The sequence below is a fragment of the Weissella koreensis KACC 15510 genome, from assembly GCF_000219805.1.
GTDB classification, from domain to species: Bacteria; Bacillota; Bacilli; order Lactobacillales; family Lactobacillaceae; genus Weissella; species Weissella koreensis.
The window spans coordinates 739,178-756,913 of sequence record NC_015759.1; the positions used below are offsets into that span (position 1 = coordinate 739,178).

The window sequence follows — 17,736 nt, forward strand, 5'->3', positions numbered from 1 at the left end:
TGTTATAAATAATATCGAATCAATATTTCCAATTTTTCTTTATCAATAAATTTAGGAACACGCTCGACAACTTCACCATCTTTCAACAAAAGAAGGCTAGGAGCAGATCGAATATCATATTCATTAGCAAGCTTAGCGTTTTCTTCAGCGTTAATAAATTCTATATTCAATTCATTTTGATATTCTTCTTTAATTTTTTTAATAATTGGTCGTTGCGTATAACATTGAGCACACCAATCATTCTCAAAATACATTAACGTTAATAAAAATTCTTTGTCAGCTATACTACTGTACATCATGAACCCTCTTTCAGTTTTTAATCATTCAATTGATTTATTGAATAGTTTAACAATAACACTTTTTTTAAATGTGTCAAATGCAAATAATCCTTACTTAAAATAAAAAAATTACGCATGTCTTTTAAGAACATACGTAATTCATTTAATCTAATTTTATTTAGCCAAACTTAACGCTCTCCACTCTTGATAACTACTATTTAAACTAAAAGCATCAAATCCTCTTTCATTCAAATCATGAGTTGCTTGATTAGATCTACCGCAAAGTCTTCCACGACAATATACAATAATTGTCTTATTTTTTGGTAACTTATCCAAATTTTCTTCCAATTTATCTAATGGGATATTAAGGGCACCTTCGGCATGTCCAGCTTCGTATTCATCAACTGGACGCACATCTAACAATAAACTATCTTCTTTATTTCTAAATGCTTGATCTAATGAAATGGTTTTTACACCCTCGGCGCTATCAGAAAGTTGTTCGATTGATTTCATTTCAGAAAGTTCATCTTCTCCAACACTAATTAATAAGAGAATTAATTTACTTATTTTTTCCGAACTTATGCTATAAATAACCCGATTCCCATCTTTAGTATTTTTTACCAAACGGCTTTCTTTTAATACCTGTAAATGTCTTGATGTATTAGCAATACTCATACCTGTTTCTTTAGAAATAACTTCTACTGATTTAGATGACTGGGTTAAAAGATCTAAAATTTCTAATCGTTTGTCGCTAGCAAGACCCTTCCCTAATCGAGCCAATTCTTTATATAATTGATCTTTATATATTTGTATCGAATCATTCATTTTACACCTCTTGAATTCAATCCATTTATTGAATAGTTTAATAATGACATTTCTTATTGTCAATACATTTATATTTAGCAATATAATTTTCATTCCGTTATTTCCCGACATTCCCCGTTCAAAATCCCGCCAAAATAAAAAAGCGGGCACAATGAAGCCTTGTTATACCTAGCTTCATTGGCAGTTTCCCGTTTATTTTACCGATAATATATAGATATTATTTTATTATAGATGGATCTTAATTTTAGCTGATTTCATTTATTTTACAATTCGTTCATATAGTACGACGGACTCTAACGTCTCTAGTTACCAATTCAACCCAAAACCACGCATAAATCGAAAAAACGGATGTGCTGGTTTCTTTAGTATCTTGTACCACTAATACTTTGATTTTATCGTTGACTAATTATTTATCTTATCTGATTAGAACTTTCATTACTCTTAGTTGCTTGTTGGTACACTATCCTTATCTGCAGAATCATCATTTGAGATGTTCTGACTATTATTTGTATAATTGTCTTTTGAACTACTTTTACTTTCAACAGTAAATTGGCCATTTTTGTTTGCTGAATTATTTTGAATGTCTAATAACTAATCCAATAATTGTAGTACTCAACAATACATGTTTGCTAATCTTAATTCCATTGCTCCATAGTTAACTTTAAATTTCATCTAGCATATTTTTCAAAATATTCTACATCTTTAATCAAGATCAATCTCATTTTTTGTTCTATTAAGTTTTGACTGACCAATTTATTCATAATTCTAGTTACTGAACTCCTGCTTTTAATCCCACAAAAATCACCGATCGTTTGGTGTGTTATTTTATGATTAATTAATATTTCTCCATTAATATTATTTTTAACACCAAATAATTTAATACATCTATACAGAAATTCACCAACTTGATCAACCTTGCTACTACCCATATATTCCATTCGTTCTACATTTGCATTTATTCTTTGTCGATAATACATTTTTACATACTGATTTAAAATTTCATCTTTATTAACGAGTTTCCAAAACGTAAGACGATTAACTCTATAAAAAGTGGCCGTATTGGAATCAACTTTAACATCATAAGGTTGGTTAACTAATCCTTCATCCTCTTCCCTAAAAAGTGTGACAATCCCTGGTTTATTCATGTAAGAAATATTGACATTTTCTCCATTCGTCCCTAAAAGGGACATGATAACAACACCCTCAATCAAAATATAGACATGTGACTCTAAATAGCTTTCCCTGGTTAAATACATCTTTTTTGATAGTTTTACTGTTATTTTGTCATCCAGTGTTAACTTTTCCACCTCACTTAAAAGGTGATTGACATAAATTGGTTTTATATCTGTCATCCTTACAACCAGCCTCCTCGACAATAATAAATATAAGATTAAATACGTTTTTTATCGTTATTTTTATGTCTATACGGGCCATATTATAATCCTGATATCGGTTACATTTATTTCTGTTTTCATCCATATAATATGCATAATTTGTATTTTTTTGGTAACGTATGTTACCAAATTATATGAGATATTATGTTAAGATAAATTTTTTATAATTAATTAATATATTCCCATCAACTCAAATATAGATCCAAATCCACCATTATCTTATTTAGGAAGATCCTTACCCTGTATTTCTTTATATTTATACATAGGAATTATTAGTACAGATTGAATACAAATTCTCCACCAAAAAAGGGCGAACCCTTGAATTCGTCCTTTTTATCTACTTATTTCAATTCGTCTACCAGCTCGGTCAATCATTTGGCTACATCAAATGACTATTTAAAATTTATATCTACTAATTTAGCTATTAATTCTGACCATATTAGCATAACTTTTGTATCTTGATACTTATTTTTAACTGTTGCTTGTGCCTGGATGCCTAATTTATGAGTTAATTCAGGATTAGTTAATAAATAAATCATCCTTTTCACAAATAAATCCACATCCCCATTATCCACTAGATACCCATTTTCATTATTATTAATCCATTCTCTTGGTCCATACTTCACGTCAAAAGCAATGGTTGGAACTCCATACTGTGCCATTTCTAGAATAGTCAGAGGCATACCTTCATAATTAGAAGACAACACTGTAAATAACGTCCTACTCATCAAATTACGTTTGATTTCTCCATTCACATAATCATTTATAGTTACGTTATTATATAATTTGTTTTCATTAACTATTTTTATAAATGGTTGTGCAACAGAAGATTCCTCAGGTTTATTCAGTGCTCCATAGAAATTAACATGAACATTAGGAAATTGTGCTATAACAGGTGGCATAATTTGTGTTAAAAATTTAGTTATTCCTTTTTGTCGATCATTATATCTTGTAAAAATGTTGATTTCTTTTCGTAAGTTTACTTCTTTTCTAATAAAAACATTTTCAGAAATAGCATTTGGTAGATATACTGTTTTTTCTGGACGGATTAGTTGAGTATCTATCAAATCAAATTTTTGTTGTTTTGTTAAAACAATGAATTTATCAACTTCATTTTGCCTGTCAAACATATACTGATATTGCTCTTTAACCCCACCATGCAAATCCATATGATTATTGTGAATCACTTGTATTAACTTTAAATTAGTAAATATATGTTTATATAAAACTACCATTTGAAATAAACTTTTATCTTCATTAATTATGAATACCTTCTCATTTCGTTTTAAATCATTCTTTATTAAGCTAAGAAGCCAATTAGCTTGATCACTTTTTGAAAGGAATTGATCAGGTTGTAAAACACCTACTCCTTCCATCAAGCCCTTTTCTGCATGAAGATTAAATTCCAAATCTTGTTTCTTAATTTGCGTCGGTTCGATATGCACTAAATATACATTTCCTAAATTTAGTTTATATAATTCGTTAGCATGCATAAAGGAGGAAGAATTAATTCCTCCTTTATCTATTCCAATCGTTTTTTGTAAAACATAAAATGTAATCATAAATATATCTTCCGTATATTTTTAATGCTTTTTTTAATTAAGTTGATTAGGATATATTTATCCCAAATGACTCTGGATCATTTTTTGAGTCATTAGAACGATGATACCTTTCAACAGTGCCATTTTTATGGTAATAATGACCTAAAGATAATTTTTTCGCCTTAGCTAACCCTAAAAATAAGTTTATATGATCATAATATAATGTTGATTTAATTTTATTATTTACCACAAATACATTCCTAAATAATAATCTGACTGTATCTTGATGCTCAATAAGTTTCATATCATCTAATTTACCAACGAAAATAATTTCTTCATTTTCAAATCTGCTCAATAAAATCCTAGAATTCGTACTATCTCTTTCTAAATTATATGAATTATTACTCTTATAAAAATTTTGATAATACAACTCATCTAAAGTAGCGTGATATTTTTCAGTATAAAGTTTATATAATTTGCTACCAAAAAATCCATAAACTTTTTTCTTTATTTTAGGGTTGTTATCATATATATCACTAAGTCTATTTTTTATGATATATTGGGGTGTTTTATTCAGAGAGTATATCAAATATAAATAGTGGTCATATGCAAGCGATGGATTAAAATCAAGTGAATGATAAAATCTCCATAGCAATACTCCTTCTGTCCTATTCATTAAAACCGTATCTTCATCTTCAATTTGTAGATATCTTTCAAACTCACCAAAAGTTAAATTTATACTATCTTTGAAATAGTCATTATAATGTTTATTAATAATTTTTCTTTTACTTGTATTTACCATATCTTTTAATTCCTAATATTAAATATTTTATTTAATTACACTGCTAAGCCATCTACGAGAAGATCCATACCTTATTGTTTAATCACATAAATGGTTACTTAGATTTATTTAGCCTTAATAACGCACCTTCCATTGCCATCTAACGCTCTTAGAATATCAATATCTGATGGATTTAATGAATAAATTTCTAATTAATCCATATTTATCAATCATTTTCCTACATAGATAACATACAAAAGCAACAATACAATAAAATAAAATACTTAGCTAAAGCGTAAGTAATTGACATTATTAATGTCGTTTTTGGTAAGAATGACATTAATAATAAATAATATTCCTGCATATAGTTAGATATAACAACACTGTTTTATTTTAAATAGTAATTTATTTCATAAATATCAAAAAAACAACCTTGATAATCAATAAATAGTAATTAAAAATACACCTACGAATCTGCCTAAATTGGCTTTTTCATAGGTGTATTTATTTATCTAGTCTCTAAATATTTCTTTATAAGTACCTAACTTCAATAATTATTACAGTTATGTGTTTACTCATATTATTTTTTAATTAGCCTTAACCTGAGCCTTTTTATTAGATTTAAATACTGAAGAAATTACAAGTGTTATTCCAATTAATACAACCCAAAGCAAAGATTGAGTATTACCATTCCAAAATGAGTAATCATAATAAACAATTGACTTCATTCCATCCAACAAGAACCTCATTGGTAGCCATGGCATAACCCAATTAGAGTAAAATGACGTTAACATCTCTGGGGCCAAGTTAACAATTGGCATTGAAAATAGCATCAACAAAGCGAAGACCGGAATACCAGCCATACCAATCCATAGTTCAACTCCAAACATTAACAGTTGAAAGGCAAGTGAGGCAAGTGAAGCGAAGAATGCCACCGTTACAAAGCTTGAATATGAGTATCCAAGGATCTCTTGGGCACCAATTGTTGAAATAAATCCTGAAACTAATGCAATTACAATAATCACTCCAATTTCAATCAATTTTGAAGATAGCTTTGCACCTTTATTTCTATCTTCAAAACCTTTTTGAGCTAACAGCATCATGACGGTTCCCAATAACGCTCCCATCCATATAGGTTGGAAAAAACTTGAACTAGCAGTTGGTCGGTCTTTGGTACTATGAACCGTTTTAGTCGTAACATTTATTGGATTTAACAATGTTTTTTCAGTTTCGGGACTAATGTTAACATTCATCATTTGTGATTTGGTAATAACCTGGTTGGATATGTTTTGTCCAACTTTATTTGTCATCGTATTTAAAACATTTTGAACTGACGTAGCCACTGTCGCATTTTTAGCTTGATTTATAATGATACGCATCTCAGGCTTTTTTGCATTTGGCATTGGTAAATTTGTGATATCTTTTGAAAAACTCTTATCGATAATTAATGCACCATAATACTTCTGATGATCCATATCATTCCTTAAGTCTTTTTCACTATTAATTTTACTCCACTTAATCGTAGTTGCATTTTTTCCACCAGTTGAAGTTACACTGGTTAACTGCTTAACAATATTTTTAGTGACAACTGTATTATCGGTATCTACAATGGCTAACGGTAAGTTCTTAGGCGCAACTTTAGTGCTGGGAATTTGGGCAATAATTAGTAGTATACCCATTATTAAAGCCACAACTAGCGACAAAATATGAAATTTATTTTTGAACATCTCACTTCTCCTATAATAGTTAATTTAAAAGCAACATCTAGTTCTTTTTTCAACACTCTGTTGCTTTTCTTCGATTATTATTATATTTTAAAGTAAGTAATAAAGACAGAAACAATAATTTGAAAATCGTTTCAATTACAACAACCATTCATTTAATGTTCATTTTTGAAAGGAATTATTATGTATTCACATAAAACTAATCAAACAAAATCTCAAATTATCGATGCATTCATCACAATTTTAAACACCAAAGATATTTCAAAAATTACAATATCTGATATTACCAAAGAAGCAAAAATAAATAGAGGAACTTTTTACCGACATTTTGATGACAAATTTGATTTAATTAATAAAAAAGAAGATGAGATATTGGATCAGACAAAAGATATTCTTAAAAAATATCTTGATGACAATGTTACTTCATCAAGCTTTAATACGTATCGAACTGAAGTTCTTAGTGTCCTAAATAACAATTCTTCTTTTATTTCAGCTATGATAGGTGAAAACGGAGATTTGACCTTTGAGACTAAAATCCTCACAGAGATGTATACCTTCTCCCAAAACAATATAAAATATTTTGGAATTGTAATTGATCATCCTACAATTGAACAAGAAATCACATTACAATTTCTTACTAATGGGTTACTCGGCGTGATTAAAACATGGTTACAAAATACCGATATTAGTATTGAAGAACTTTCTCAAATAATAGATGACATTATTGAAAAGGGCATACTAAATACTATAAGTAATTCTAATTAAATTTAATATCTTGAATATAAAAAGAGATCATCATTCAACGATGATCTCTTTTATTGAAAAATTTTAATTCAAAAATTCATTTACTACTTTTGAAAAGTCCATTGGATATTGGAATAAAGAAGTATGTCCGGCATCAGCATAAATTTTTAGCTGCGAATTTGGAATCTGTTGCGCAATTGCATAAGAACCTTGCGTTGGTACCATTGCATCTGTATCGCCGTTCACCACTAGGGTTTCCGCATTTATTTTCGTCAAATCATCATTTTGATCATTCGCAAATTTTTTAATTGCTTTTAACTGTCTTAAATAGGCAGTTAAAGCTATTTTTTGATCTTTTACAACGACACGCTGCTTCAACCGGCCTATAAATTCACGAGCTTTTGTCTTACCTTCTGTACTGGTGGTAAAAAACAAACGTTCTTTCACATCTTGCCTGGTAAAGATGGTCTTAAGTAAAAATTGATTGGTAACTTTACCAACATCCCCAATTTTATGATCTCCCTTAGGACCCGTTCCAACGAGAATTAATTGATGAACCATTTTAGGATATTTTAGCGTGAAATCTTGGGCAATAAATCCTCCCATTGAAAGACCTAGTAAATCTACCTCTTGCAAATTCAATGCCTCTATAAAATAAGCCACTTCATCTGCCATTTCCTCAATTTTCGTTGGCACAGTCCCATTTGACAAACCAATTCCAGAATTATCAAAAACTATAATCCAACGATTCTGGCTTAATTCATCAATTAATGCTGGATCCCAATTATCTAAAGTTGCCGAAAGGTGATTCAATAAAAGTAATGGACGCCCCGTTTTGTTTCCCATTTCACGATATGCAAATTTATGGCTTCCCCTTGCCACAACAAAACGATTAGGACTCTCTAAATAATTTTCCATCAGTAATACTACTCCTTAAAATGCTTAACAATTTTACCTTATCTTCCATCAAAAGAAACTAATTTAAGGTTTCCTAACCTTCAATACAAAGTAAGGACATTTTTTTAATTTATAGAATGGTTTAATTCATCTAAATTTTTCTGAAATTTTAATTTCTCGTTTCAATTCTTTAACTTAATAAAATTATTTAATCAACTAATCTTATATTTTTCTGGAACGTTCATTCAAGTATACGATGTATTTTTCACATCGTCAATTTTTAAATTGTTTGAAATCAAACCTGTCAGCCATAATTTAAAAACATTTACGATCTAAATAAGCAGCAATTATAATCGATTTAGCGTTAATCATTCGTTCACACGTAATTAACTTTTTTTAAGTTCTGTTTCTAAAAATAAGGGTTAAGATTAAATATAGATAGTTATTCATAGTACGAATGACTATCTCATAAAAATAATTAACTGCAATCTTTTTACATTAATCACTAAGGAAGCTAAATACTATGGAATATTTTGAATTAAATAATGGTGTAAAAGTACCTAAATTAGGATTTGGAACTTATCAAATGCCTAATAGTATTACAGAAAAAAATGTTACTAAGGCGCTCGACCTTGGTTATCGTAATATCGATACCGCCCAAAATTATGGTAATGAAAAAGAAGTTGGAGCGGCAATTAACAAAAGCAGTATTTCACGAGATCAAATTTTTGTAACTTCGAAGGTCCAGACTTCTGGGTTTAATGATACTAAACGTGGTATTGATGAATCACTTCATACCGCCCAGCTAGATTACTTTGATTTAATGATTATTCATTGTCCAACGATCCACGATGAAGAAACTTATCATGCTCTAGAAGCTGCATATAAAGCTGGTAAGGTAAGGGCTATTGGGTTAAGTAATTTTAATAGTCAACAAACACAAGCAATCATCAATCAAAGTGATGTTATTCCGGCAGTAAACCAAATTGAAACTCATATATATTGGCAGCAAAAGAAAATGCATACCTATCTAAACGAACAACATATCCTGCATGAAGCTTGGGCTCCACTGGGAGAGGGTAGAACGAATATGTTGCAAGACCCGTTGCTTAAAAACATTGCAGCTAATCATCAAAAATCTGTGGCTCAAACCATTTTAAGATTCTTAACCCAAGAAGACATCATGGTGATTCCTAAGTCTACTAATCCTGAACATATTGCTACTAATTTAGACATTTTTGACTTTCAATTAAATGCTAATGAAATTAACGAGATCAGAAATTTAGATCATAAAGCCTCAACCACTTATTGGCCATCATCAATGCAAGAAGAAGCAAATTATTAATCATTTCATTTCAAAAAGCTTCCCTTAGATAGAAATAGTTTCTATCTAAGGGAAGCTTTTTTTAAACTAGACTATTTTGAGAGTCCAACATAAGAATTTCAGCGTATAAAATTTCACTATAGATTTCATGTATAAGATCAGTCTGTTCAGGAATTTGATTAGCCAGTTGATATAGATAATTGCGCTCGGCCGTAAATGCTTGAATCATCAACTGCTGACGATTACGACTTTTTAAATGATTTAAATGAGTTCCATTTGTACCAAATTGGCGATACTGTTTTAGAAAACTTCCAATTGAGTTTCTTTTACTCTGGTCACGTAAATCATAAAGTACCATTTCCTTAATTTCTGAATCAACTTTTAAATTCTCAATGGTCTTTATTCCAATAGATACTGCCTGCTCCCGAATTTTTTGGAGATGCTGTTCACGTGTATTGGGATCTGGACTTTGCGGTAGAATAATTTTAAATAGAATGGTTGGTACTAAGAAACTCAGTAAAATAATTGTTGTTTCAGTAATAATTAACCCAATAAATAAATTATTTGGCAAATAATCACTAGCTATAAAAGTCATTGCTAATGTGACTGTTCCATGAACACCACCAAAACTAAAAACGATACTTTCCCTTACAGAATATTTAAATTTACTATAAATAAAACGGCAAAGTATTAGCAAAAAGTATACTAAAATTCCCGTTCCTATCCAAAAGAACACAGGTACGAGTGCTGGGATTGGAACAGCTGTAATTTTAGCTAAAGAAATTCCTAAAATAAAGAAAACAACACTATTTAAAACTTCAGTTAAGAAAGAAATCGACTGTAACGTAAAAACTGTTTGCCGTGAAGATACAAAACGACTTCGATTCGATTCACTATTATGCGTTAATCCAGCAATAACCACAGCAATTATCCCGGAGGTATGTAAACTTTCAGCAATAAAATAAATCAAAATAGGAGTTAAAATATACAGTAAAGTTTGCGAAGAATTAACATTAAATGTTGATCGCATCAATAATTGCCTAATTATAATTACTAAATTACTTAAAATGATTCCAATTATTGCCCCACCAATGGTCATAAACAAAAATTGGACGAAGTTTTGACTAAAAGATATGGTTCCCGTTGCAAACCATAAAAATCCTGCTTGTAATAAAATAATTCCAGAAGCGTCATTAAATAAAGCCTCTTCACTAATTCGATCAGAAACACCCGAGTCAACTTTCCGACTGGTAATTATCGTTTCAAATCCAGTCGCATCTGTCGGTGTGCTGATGGCAGCAATAATTAAAGCAAATGCTACATTTAAGCCCAGCAATACATGGGTTGAAAATGTCACAATTAATGCTGAAATAAGAACTAAAACGGCTGAGCTACCAACTATTTCTTTTAAACGTGTTTCAATTTTAATTATCGGTGTCCGCTGACCATCGAAAAAAAGTAATGGTGCTAGAATAACTAGCATAAAAACTTCATTATTCAGTTGCGGAAATATATTTCTTACCCATGGTAACAATCCAATACCAAAACCAAAGATTGTATTCAAATAAGTATTCGCAATTTGAGGGAAAAGTTTAGAGATAAAGTTACTAATGGTGATTGATGCTAAAATAATGACTATAATGCTGATTAGATTCATAATTACTACTCCTTTAATTATTCTATATAAGTATACAATTAAAGTTGACAAAGGATCATCTAAGAAGATAGTATTGCGTTAATTATAGGTTAATACTTAGGAGGAATATCTTTGCATGTATGACGCGAAACTAGATACATTTATTCAAGTAGTGGAGTCAGGTAGCTTTACAAAAGCTGCGGCTCAATTATTTATTTCACCCGTTTCAGTTATGAAACAAATTGAGTCTTTAGAGAATGCTACCAAAGTTAAATTATTCAATCGTTCCACCAAAGGAGTAACACTAACTGCAGCCGGAAAATCTATATATAACTCAGCTTTACAATTAATTAAAGCCTCAGAAACAGCAGTTGAGCAGGCTCAAAATATTTCTAAAAATGAAAAACAAGTTATCCGAATTGGCACTTCACTATTACGTTCAGGAAGTCTCCTAATTGATCTGTGGTCAAAAGTTAACAGTGGTGAACTTCCATTCAATTTAAAGATTGTTCCTTTTGGTGATGATCCAAGTAGCATGCAAAAAATGCTTACATCATTAGGCGATACTCTTGATTGCTTTGTTGGTCCCGGTGATTCGTATGAAATTTTAAATGGTCCATACAAGATGGCGGTACTTGAAAATAAAATTTGCTATTGTGCCGTTCCACGTCGAAATCACTTAGCTAAAAAAGAAAGTCTTGATTGGTCTGATTTGGACGATGAGTCATTGCTTCTTGTTAGAAGAGGTCAATCTCCCGAACTAGATCAATTACGTACAGAAATTGAAACCAGCCATTCTAAAATAAACATTGTGAATACCGATAATTTCTATGATATTGATGCTTTTAATCTAAGCGAACAAGAAAATTATATTATGGAAACTTTAGATATTTGGAAAGACCTTCATCCAGCTTTGGTCACTATTCCGATGAAATGGGATTATAAAATGCCTTATGGAATTATTTATTCTAATAATGCATCTAATCATGTGCGTGATTTTATTAAAGAAAGTGAAAAATTATATCAAAATTAAAAAAATAATCCTATTAAATTTTAAACAATTTAATAGGATCATTTTTTATATACTTAATCAATATTGATTGAAAATATTTTTTTCGAAATATCAAACTTTAACAAGATGTATAAAATTAATTTAATTTATACAAAATAAACAATTACGATTCCTACAAGCATAACAGCAGCGCCAATAATTTGAAGCCGCGTCACCGGAATCTTTGAAGACCTGAAAAATGCAAATTGATCAACTAAAATGCTAAATCCTAACTGACCAAAGAGTGAAATAACTACAACCGCCCCTGTTCCAATTTGTGGTGCCAACCAAGCAATAAGAATAATATTGATTCCACCAAGAATACCGCCAATTAGGACCCACCAATCTTTTTTACCCAGTTTATTGCCATTATTATTGAATTTTAAAACAGGAGCTATTGTAATAAAACTTATAATAATTAAAACTATAGTTCCTACCGTAAAGGTAACTAACGCCGCATGAATTGGTGAATGAAGTACTACTCCTAATCGCCCGTTGGTTGCTGTTTGAATAGCAAATAATACTCCACTAAAAATCCCTAATAGTTCCCAAATAAATTGATGGGGAACCCTATTTGTAGATAAGTTAGAATCTTTTTTACTAGATTCAAAAATCCCAACGATACTTAACAAGCCTAAAATAACAAAAACAAGACCGATTATTTTAATCAATGTTAATTTTGTAATTGGAGAAGAAAATAGCCCAAATTGGTCAATCACAATCCCCATCATAATTTGTCCAGAAATTGGTAAAACAGCTGCTAATTTGCTTCCTAATTTAGCAAAAAGTAAAATATTAACCGTCAGACTAAATGCACCAGTAATACTTCCCAACCATATCCACCAAGGATTATTACTAAATACAGATGCTGGGATTGCAATAGTATGTTTAGTGATAAAAGTTAAAACGATGAGCAATAGCATACCAATAAAGAAAGAAATGGCTGATGCTAAATATGGTGATTTAGTGTAAGAACGCAACTGTGCATTGATAGCTGTCTGACTAGATACACCAATTCCAATCAAAATAGGTATTAAAAATAGTAAAAACATTTAGTTTTCTCCTTATAAATTCGTATTAAAAGATCGTTTCTCAATCTTTAGAGTCTTTGCATATATTTGATTTAATAACTCCTATTGTGTTTCTTTTAATCACTATGTCCCGATTTAATTCCATCGCTTCCAAGTAACTAAATGTAGTATACCTAGAAATACGCAACCGGAGAATGTGTTAATTTATTCAGACAGTATTAACCATTGGTTAATACTAAATATTTAGACTACTTGTTATTGAATGACTAATCCATCTAAAAAAACATTCCCTGGCGTTAACCAGCTTGAAATGCTTTTCATTAATTTACTTTAATTTTTGCCCACCAAGACAAACAATATTTAATATCCTATTTTTTATATCAATACAATAAAACCACTACTGTAATATCAGTAGTGGTTTTAATCGAATTTGTCCAATCCTTGAATAAATATTACTTACGCTTCTTCCAAACAATCATTCCAGCTAATAATGTTAACACTGCACTGATTAAACCAGTTACTGTAAGTTTTTGTGATGCCGTATTGGGCAATAGAGTTTCTACGTTCTTCGTAATGTTTTCAACAATATCGTCATTTTTATCATTTCCATTTGAAGTATCTTTATTATCTTCTGGATTATTATTATCTGGTATAACAGGTAACTCTGGGGTATTAGGAATTTGTGGTAAGACTGGTGTAATTCCCTTCAACAATGTATTCTTCACATTGTAGCCCTCGACTTCACCCGTATAACCATCTACATCATCTTCACTAATGGTATAAACAATCGCTTTGCCTGCGGCATCATTTTTGTTTAAGTTACTAAACTTATACTTCCAATCTTCCGCAGCTGAAACCTTCTTAGATTCTACTTGCTTTCCATTTGCCAATAAGTTGATCGTTATACTTGCTGGGCGAGTCTTTTTAGCGTTATTTTCATCTACCCAGGTCTTACTTCCTGAAACTGATGTCTTTTGTGGTAATACCGGTGTAATTCCCTTCAACAATGTATTCTTCACATTGTAGCCCTCGACTTCACCCGTATAACCATCTACATCATCTTCACTAATGGTATAAACAATCGCTTTGCCTGCGGCATCATTTTTGTTTAAGTTACTAAACTTATACTTCCAATCTTCCGCGGCTGAAACCTTCTTAGATTCTACTTGCTTTCCATTCGCCAATAAATTGATTGTTATACTTGCTGGGCGAGTCTTTTTAGCGTTATTTTCATCTACCCAGGTCTTACTTCCTGAAACTGATGTCTTTTGTGGTAATACTGGTGTAATTCCCTTCAACAATGTATTCTTCACATTGTAGCCCTCGACCTCACCCGTGTAACCTTCTACATCATCTTCACTAATGGTATAAACAATCGCTTTGCCTGCGGCATCATTTTTGTTTAAGTTACTAAACTTATACTTCCAATCTTCCGCAGCTGATACCTTCTTAGATTCTACTTGCTTTCCATTCGCCAATAAGTTGATCGTTATACTTGCTGGGCGGGTCTTTTTAGCGTTATTTTCATCTACCCAGGTCTTACTTCCTGAAACTGATGTCTTTTGTGGTAATACTGGTGTGATTCCCTTCAACAATGTGTTCTTCACATTGTAGCCCTCGACTTCACCCGTATAACCATCTACATCATCTTCACTAATGGTATAAACAATCGCTTTGCCTGCGGCATCATTTTTGTTTAAGTTACTAAACTTATACTTCCAATCTTCCGCGGCTGAAACCTTTTTAGATTCTACTTGCTTTCCATTCGCCAATAAGTTGATCGTTATACTTGCTGGGCGGGTCTTTTTAGCGTTATTTTCATCTACCCAGGTCTTACTTCCTGAAACTGATGTCTTTTGTGGTAAGACCGGTGTAATTCCCTTCAACAATGTATTCTTCACATTGTAGCCCTCGACTTCACCCGTATAACCATCTACATCATCTTCACTAATGGTATAAACAATCGCTTTGCCTGCGGCATCATTTTTGTTTAAGTTACTAAACTTATACTTCCAATCTTCCGCGGCTGAAACCTTCTTAGATTCTACTTGCTTTCCATTCGCCAATAAATTGATCGTTATACTTGCTGGGCGAGTCTTTTTAGCGTTATTTTCATCTACCCAGGTCTTACTTCCTGAAACTGATGTCTTTTGTGGTAAGACTGGTGTGATTCCCTTCAACAATGTGTTCTTCACATTGTACCCATTGATCTCACTCGTATAACCTTCTACATCATCTTCACTAATGGTATAAACAATCGCTTTGCCTGCGGCATCATTTTTGTTTAAGTTACTAAACTTATACTTCCAATCTTCCGCAGCTGATACCTTCTTAGATTCTACTTGCTTTCCATTCGCCAATAAGTTGATCGTTATACTTGCTGGGCGAGTCTTTTTAGCGTTATTTTCATCTACCCAGGTCTTACTTCCTGAAACTGATGTCTTTTGTGGTAAGACCGGTGTAATTCCCTTCAACAATGTATTCTTCACATTGTACCCATTGATCTCACTCGTATAACCATCTACATCATCTTCACTAATGGTATAAACAATCGCTTTGCCTGCGGCATCATTTTTGTTTAAGTTACTAAACTTATACTTCCAATCTTCCGCGGCTGAAACCTTCTTAGATTCTACTTGCTTTCCATTCGCCAATAAGTTGATCGTTATACTTGCTGGGCGGGTCTTTTTAGCGTTATTTTCATCTACCCATGTTTTGTTTCCTGAGATAGAAATATCAGGATTAAAAGTGTTAGTCACATCATAACCATTAACATCACTTAAATAATTAGGAACTCTATCTTCACTGACAGTATATTCGTATTTTTCTCCATCTTTATCGTTTAAAGATAAATTATTAAATTTATATTGCCAATTAGTATCTGCGCTAACAACTTTAGAATCAATCTTATTTCCATTTTGTAATAAATTAATCACAATTGATGATGGCCGCATATATTCTGAATTATTATCATCTTCCCAACTCTTCGTACCGACAATTGATGTTTTAATATCATTATTCAAAGAATTCTCTATGTTAAATCCATCATCCGTTTCAATGATTTTACTTGTATAGTTAGGAATACCTTCTTCTTTAACTTCATACTTATAGGGATTTCCATCCGGATCCATGATAGCTAAATTTGTAAAGTCATAATTCCAATCATCACTAGCTAGTGCCGATCTAGTAAGGAATTGTTCACCATTTCTCAGAAGATGAATAACAACATGATCTGGACGTAATTGATTGGCATTATCATTATCCTTCCAAATCTTTTTACCTTTAAGATCTTTAGCATTATTATCGCCACTACCGCCACCATCTTGACCACGCCAGCTAGCAGTACTATTAGCCTTCGCTAATTCATCATTACCATCAAAAGAAATAGCATGGTTTGCATATCTACCTAATACACCATTATCTATAATACGTGATTTATACGTTATTAAAATTGATGTAACAGCATTTGGATCTTGTGAAGCTTTAGAAGTTAATTCACCAAAATTAACGGTAACTTGTGTGGAACCATCACCCTGCTTAATAAAGTTTAAATCTGAATTATCGACCTTTAAAACTTCAGAAGATCCTTTATAATTACGATACTTTATAACAGTAGATCCTGCGATATATTCCATACCTGGATCCATACGATCCACAAAAATAGAATTGTTAACAGCATTACCAACGTTATTCACTGTGATTGACCAATCAATAATAGTTGGATCCTCTTTATCATATGTTAAACTCTTCGAAATAAGGCTTTCACCACTAGACCCCCCACTACTATCCTTAGAAAATTTTAAATGAATTTTATTATCTGGATTGTCCGATGTTGGTAATGAAATATCATTTCCGTTTTCATAATCGATTTGTGACTTATCAAAATTTGACCAAAAACTAAATTCACCCTTAATGTTAGTTAGCGTTTTAACACTATCATCAAAAGTAATAATCGCTTGCCCATTAATAATATCTACTGTTCCCATTGAAACTCCATTAAATTTAAGATCAATGGGCTTAACTCCAGTTCGATATTTAATGATATTATCAATATTCATAATATATTTTTCGCCAGGGACTACTGTATAACTATTTGGTACTTCAAAATCCATATTAAATTGAACTTTTGTACTTTCACTGACAGTACTGCCAGCTAAATTTTTTCCACTACCATCGGTAATTGAAACATTTTTTATGAAATTTATGTTTGTATCTTGTGGACTAGCTATCGCCTCTGCTACCACTATACTCGGATTTAAAAATACACTAAATAATAATATTATTATGCTTAATATAGTTGTTTTTTTCATACTTATTCCTCCTTGAATTGAATATTTAAAATTCAATATTTAATTTACATATATATAGTTAAATAACATAAAGATTAATTTTATTCTAACAGAATTATGACAATTCTAGTTGATTTAAATTAAATAATTATATTCATCTAACTAATAACAGCAATTCTTTTAATTTTCATCTAATAATCGTTAGTTAATACAGATAACTC

Annotated in this window: 13 protein-coding genes; 3 read left to right on the plus strand and 10 right to left on the minus strand. The window is 31.2% G+C overall.

The annotated features are described in order from the left end of the window. Positions 1-2: 2 nt before the first annotated feature. The 6 genes from WKK_RS03625 to WKK_RS03650 all read right to left on the minus strand — a co-directional run bounded on the left by WKK_RS03625 (position 3) and on the right by WKK_RS03650 (position 6,546). The gene (locus tag WKK_RS03625) at positions 3-299 is read right to left on the minus strand and encodes a thioredoxin family protein (RefSeq protein ID WP_242821434.1); all 297 of its coding nucleotides are present in this window, start codon (positions 297-299) and stop codon (positions 3-5) included. A gap of 153 nt (positions 300-452) precedes the next feature. Then, entirely contained in the window at positions 453-1,103 is a 651-nt protein-coding gene (locus WKK_RS03630) for an ArsR/SmtB family transcription factor (RefSeq protein ID WP_013989500.1), read from the minus strand. A 668-nt stretch (positions 1,104-1,771) separates the two neighbouring features. Then, positions 1,772-2,455, minus strand: coding sequence for a Crp/Fnr family transcriptional regulator (locus tag WKK_RS03635; RefSeq protein WP_013989501.1), 684 nt, complete (start codon positions 2,453-2,455; stop codon positions 1,772-1,774). Between the two features lie 434 nt (positions 2,456-2,889). Next, the gene (locus WKK_RS03640; RefSeq protein ID WP_013989502.1) at positions 2,890-4,059 is read right to left on the minus strand and encodes a glycosyltransferase; all 1,170 of its coding nucleotides are present in this window, start codon (positions 4,057-4,059) and stop codon (positions 2,890-2,892) included. Positions 4,060-4,105: 46 nt separating this feature from the next. Beyond that, on the minus strand, positions 4,106-4,840 hold the full coding sequence (locus tag WKK_RS03645; RefSeq protein WP_013989503.1) for a hypothetical protein: 735 nt from the start codon (positions 4,838-4,840) through the stop codon (positions 4,106-4,108). 566 nt (positions 4,841-5,406) lie between these two features. Further along, the gene (locus WKK_RS03650) at positions 5,407-6,546 is read right to left on the minus strand and encodes an ABC transporter permease (RefSeq protein WP_013989504.1); all 1,140 of its coding nucleotides are present in this window, start codon (positions 6,544-6,546) and stop codon (positions 5,407-5,409) included. A gap of 180 nt (positions 6,547-6,726) precedes the next feature. Between WKK_RS03650 and WKK_RS03655 the strand changes: the two genes are divergently transcribed. Further along, the gene (locus WKK_RS03655) at positions 6,727-7,308 is read left to right on the plus strand and encodes a TetR/AcrR family transcriptional regulator (protein ID WP_013989505.1); all 582 of its coding nucleotides are present in this window, start codon (positions 6,727-6,729) and stop codon (positions 7,306-7,308) included. A gap of 63 nt (positions 7,309-7,371) precedes the next feature. On the opposite strand, the gene WKK_RS03660 is transcribed toward WKK_RS03655, so the two are convergent. After that, positions 7,372-8,205 (minus strand): alpha/beta fold hydrolase, encoded by an 834-nt coding sequence (locus tag WKK_RS03660; protein ID WP_013989506.1) that lies wholly within the window; start codon positions 8,203-8,205, stop codon positions 7,372-7,374. Positions 8,206-8,707: 502 nt separating this feature from the next. Between WKK_RS03660 and WKK_RS03665 the strand changes: the two genes are divergently transcribed. Next, entirely contained in the window at positions 8,708-9,529 is an 822-nt protein-coding gene (locus WKK_RS03665; protein ID WP_013989507.1) for an aldo/keto reductase, read from the plus strand. Positions 9,530-9,590: 61 nt separating this feature from the next. Here WKK_RS03665 and WKK_RS03670 read toward each other — a convergent pair whose 3' ends face one another. Next, a complete protein-coding gene (locus tag WKK_RS03670) occupies positions 9,591-11,165 on the minus strand; it encodes a cation:proton antiporter (RefSeq protein WP_013989508.1) in 1,575 nt (524 codons plus the stop codon). Positions 11,166-11,280: 115 nt separating this feature from the next. Between WKK_RS03670 and WKK_RS03675 the strand changes: the two genes are divergently transcribed. Then, positions 11,281-12,177, plus strand: coding sequence for a LysR family transcriptional regulator (locus WKK_RS03675; RefSeq protein WP_006846177.1), 897 nt, complete (start codon positions 11,281-11,283; stop codon positions 12,175-12,177). Positions 12,178-12,302: 125 nt separating this feature from the next. On the opposite strand, the gene WKK_RS03680 is transcribed toward WKK_RS03675, so the two are convergent. Both WKK_RS03680 and WKK_RS03685 read right to left on the minus strand, forming a co-directional pair. Continuing rightward, a complete protein-coding gene (locus tag WKK_RS03680; RefSeq protein WP_013989509.1) occupies positions 12,303-13,247 on the minus strand; it encodes a DMT family transporter in 945 nt (314 codons plus the stop codon). A 431-nt stretch (positions 13,248-13,678) separates the two neighbouring features. Continuing rightward, on the minus strand, positions 13,679-17,536 hold the full coding sequence (locus WKK_RS03685; RefSeq protein WP_013989510.1) for a Cna B-type domain-containing protein: 3,858 nt from the start codon (positions 17,534-17,536) through the stop codon (positions 13,679-13,681). Positions 17,537-17,736: the final 200 nt, after the last annotated feature.

Bases quoted from the DNA above. Each gene is read 5' to 3' on its own strand.
- WKK_RS03625 (WP_242821434.1), bottom strand. From the start codon at position 299: ATGATGTACAGTAGTATAGCTGACAAAGAATTTTTATTAACGTTAATG.
- WKK_RS03640 (WP_013989502.1), bottom strand. From the start codon at position 4,059: ATGATTACATTTTATGTTTTACAAAAAACGATTGGAATAGATAAAGGA.
- WKK_RS03650 (WP_013989504.1), bottom strand. From the start codon at position 6,546: ATGTTCAAAAATAAATTTCATATTTTGTCGCTAGTTGTGGCTTTAATA.
- WKK_RS03645 (WP_013989503.1), bottom strand. From the start codon at position 4,840: ATGGTAAATACAAGTAAAAGAAAAATTATTAATAAACATTATAATGAC.
- WKK_RS03630 (WP_013989500.1), bottom strand. From the start codon at position 1,103: ATGAATGATTCGATACAAATATATAAAGATCAATTATATAAAGAATTG.
- WKK_RS03685 (WP_013989510.1), bottom strand. From the start codon at position 17,536: ATGAAAAAAACAACTATATTAAGCATAATAATATTATTATTTAGTGTA.
- WKK_RS03670 (WP_013989508.1), bottom strand. From the start codon at position 11,165: ATGAATCTAATCAGCATTATAGTCATTATTTTAGCATCAATCACCATT.
- WKK_RS03655 (WP_013989505.1), top strand. From the start codon at position 6,727: ATGTATTCACATAAAACTAATCAAACAAAATCTCAAATTATCGATGCA.
- WKK_RS03660 (WP_013989506.1), bottom strand. From the start codon at position 8,205: ATGGAAAATTATTTAGAGAGTCCTAATCGTTTTGTTGTGGCAAGGGGA.
- WKK_RS03675 (WP_006846177.1), top strand. From the start codon at position 11,281: ATGTATGACGCGAAACTAGATACATTTATTCAAGTAGTGGAGTCAGGT.
- WKK_RS03635 (WP_013989501.1), bottom strand. From the start codon at position 2,455: ATGACAGATATAAAACCAATTTATGTCAATCACCTTTTAAGTGAGGTG.
- WKK_RS03680 (WP_013989509.1), bottom strand. From the start codon at position 13,247: ATGTTTTTACTATTTTTAATACCTATTTTGATTGGAATTGGTGTATCT.
- WKK_RS03665 (WP_013989507.1), top strand. From the start codon at position 8,708: ATGGAATATTTTGAATTAAATAATGGTGTAAAAGTACCTAAATTAGGA.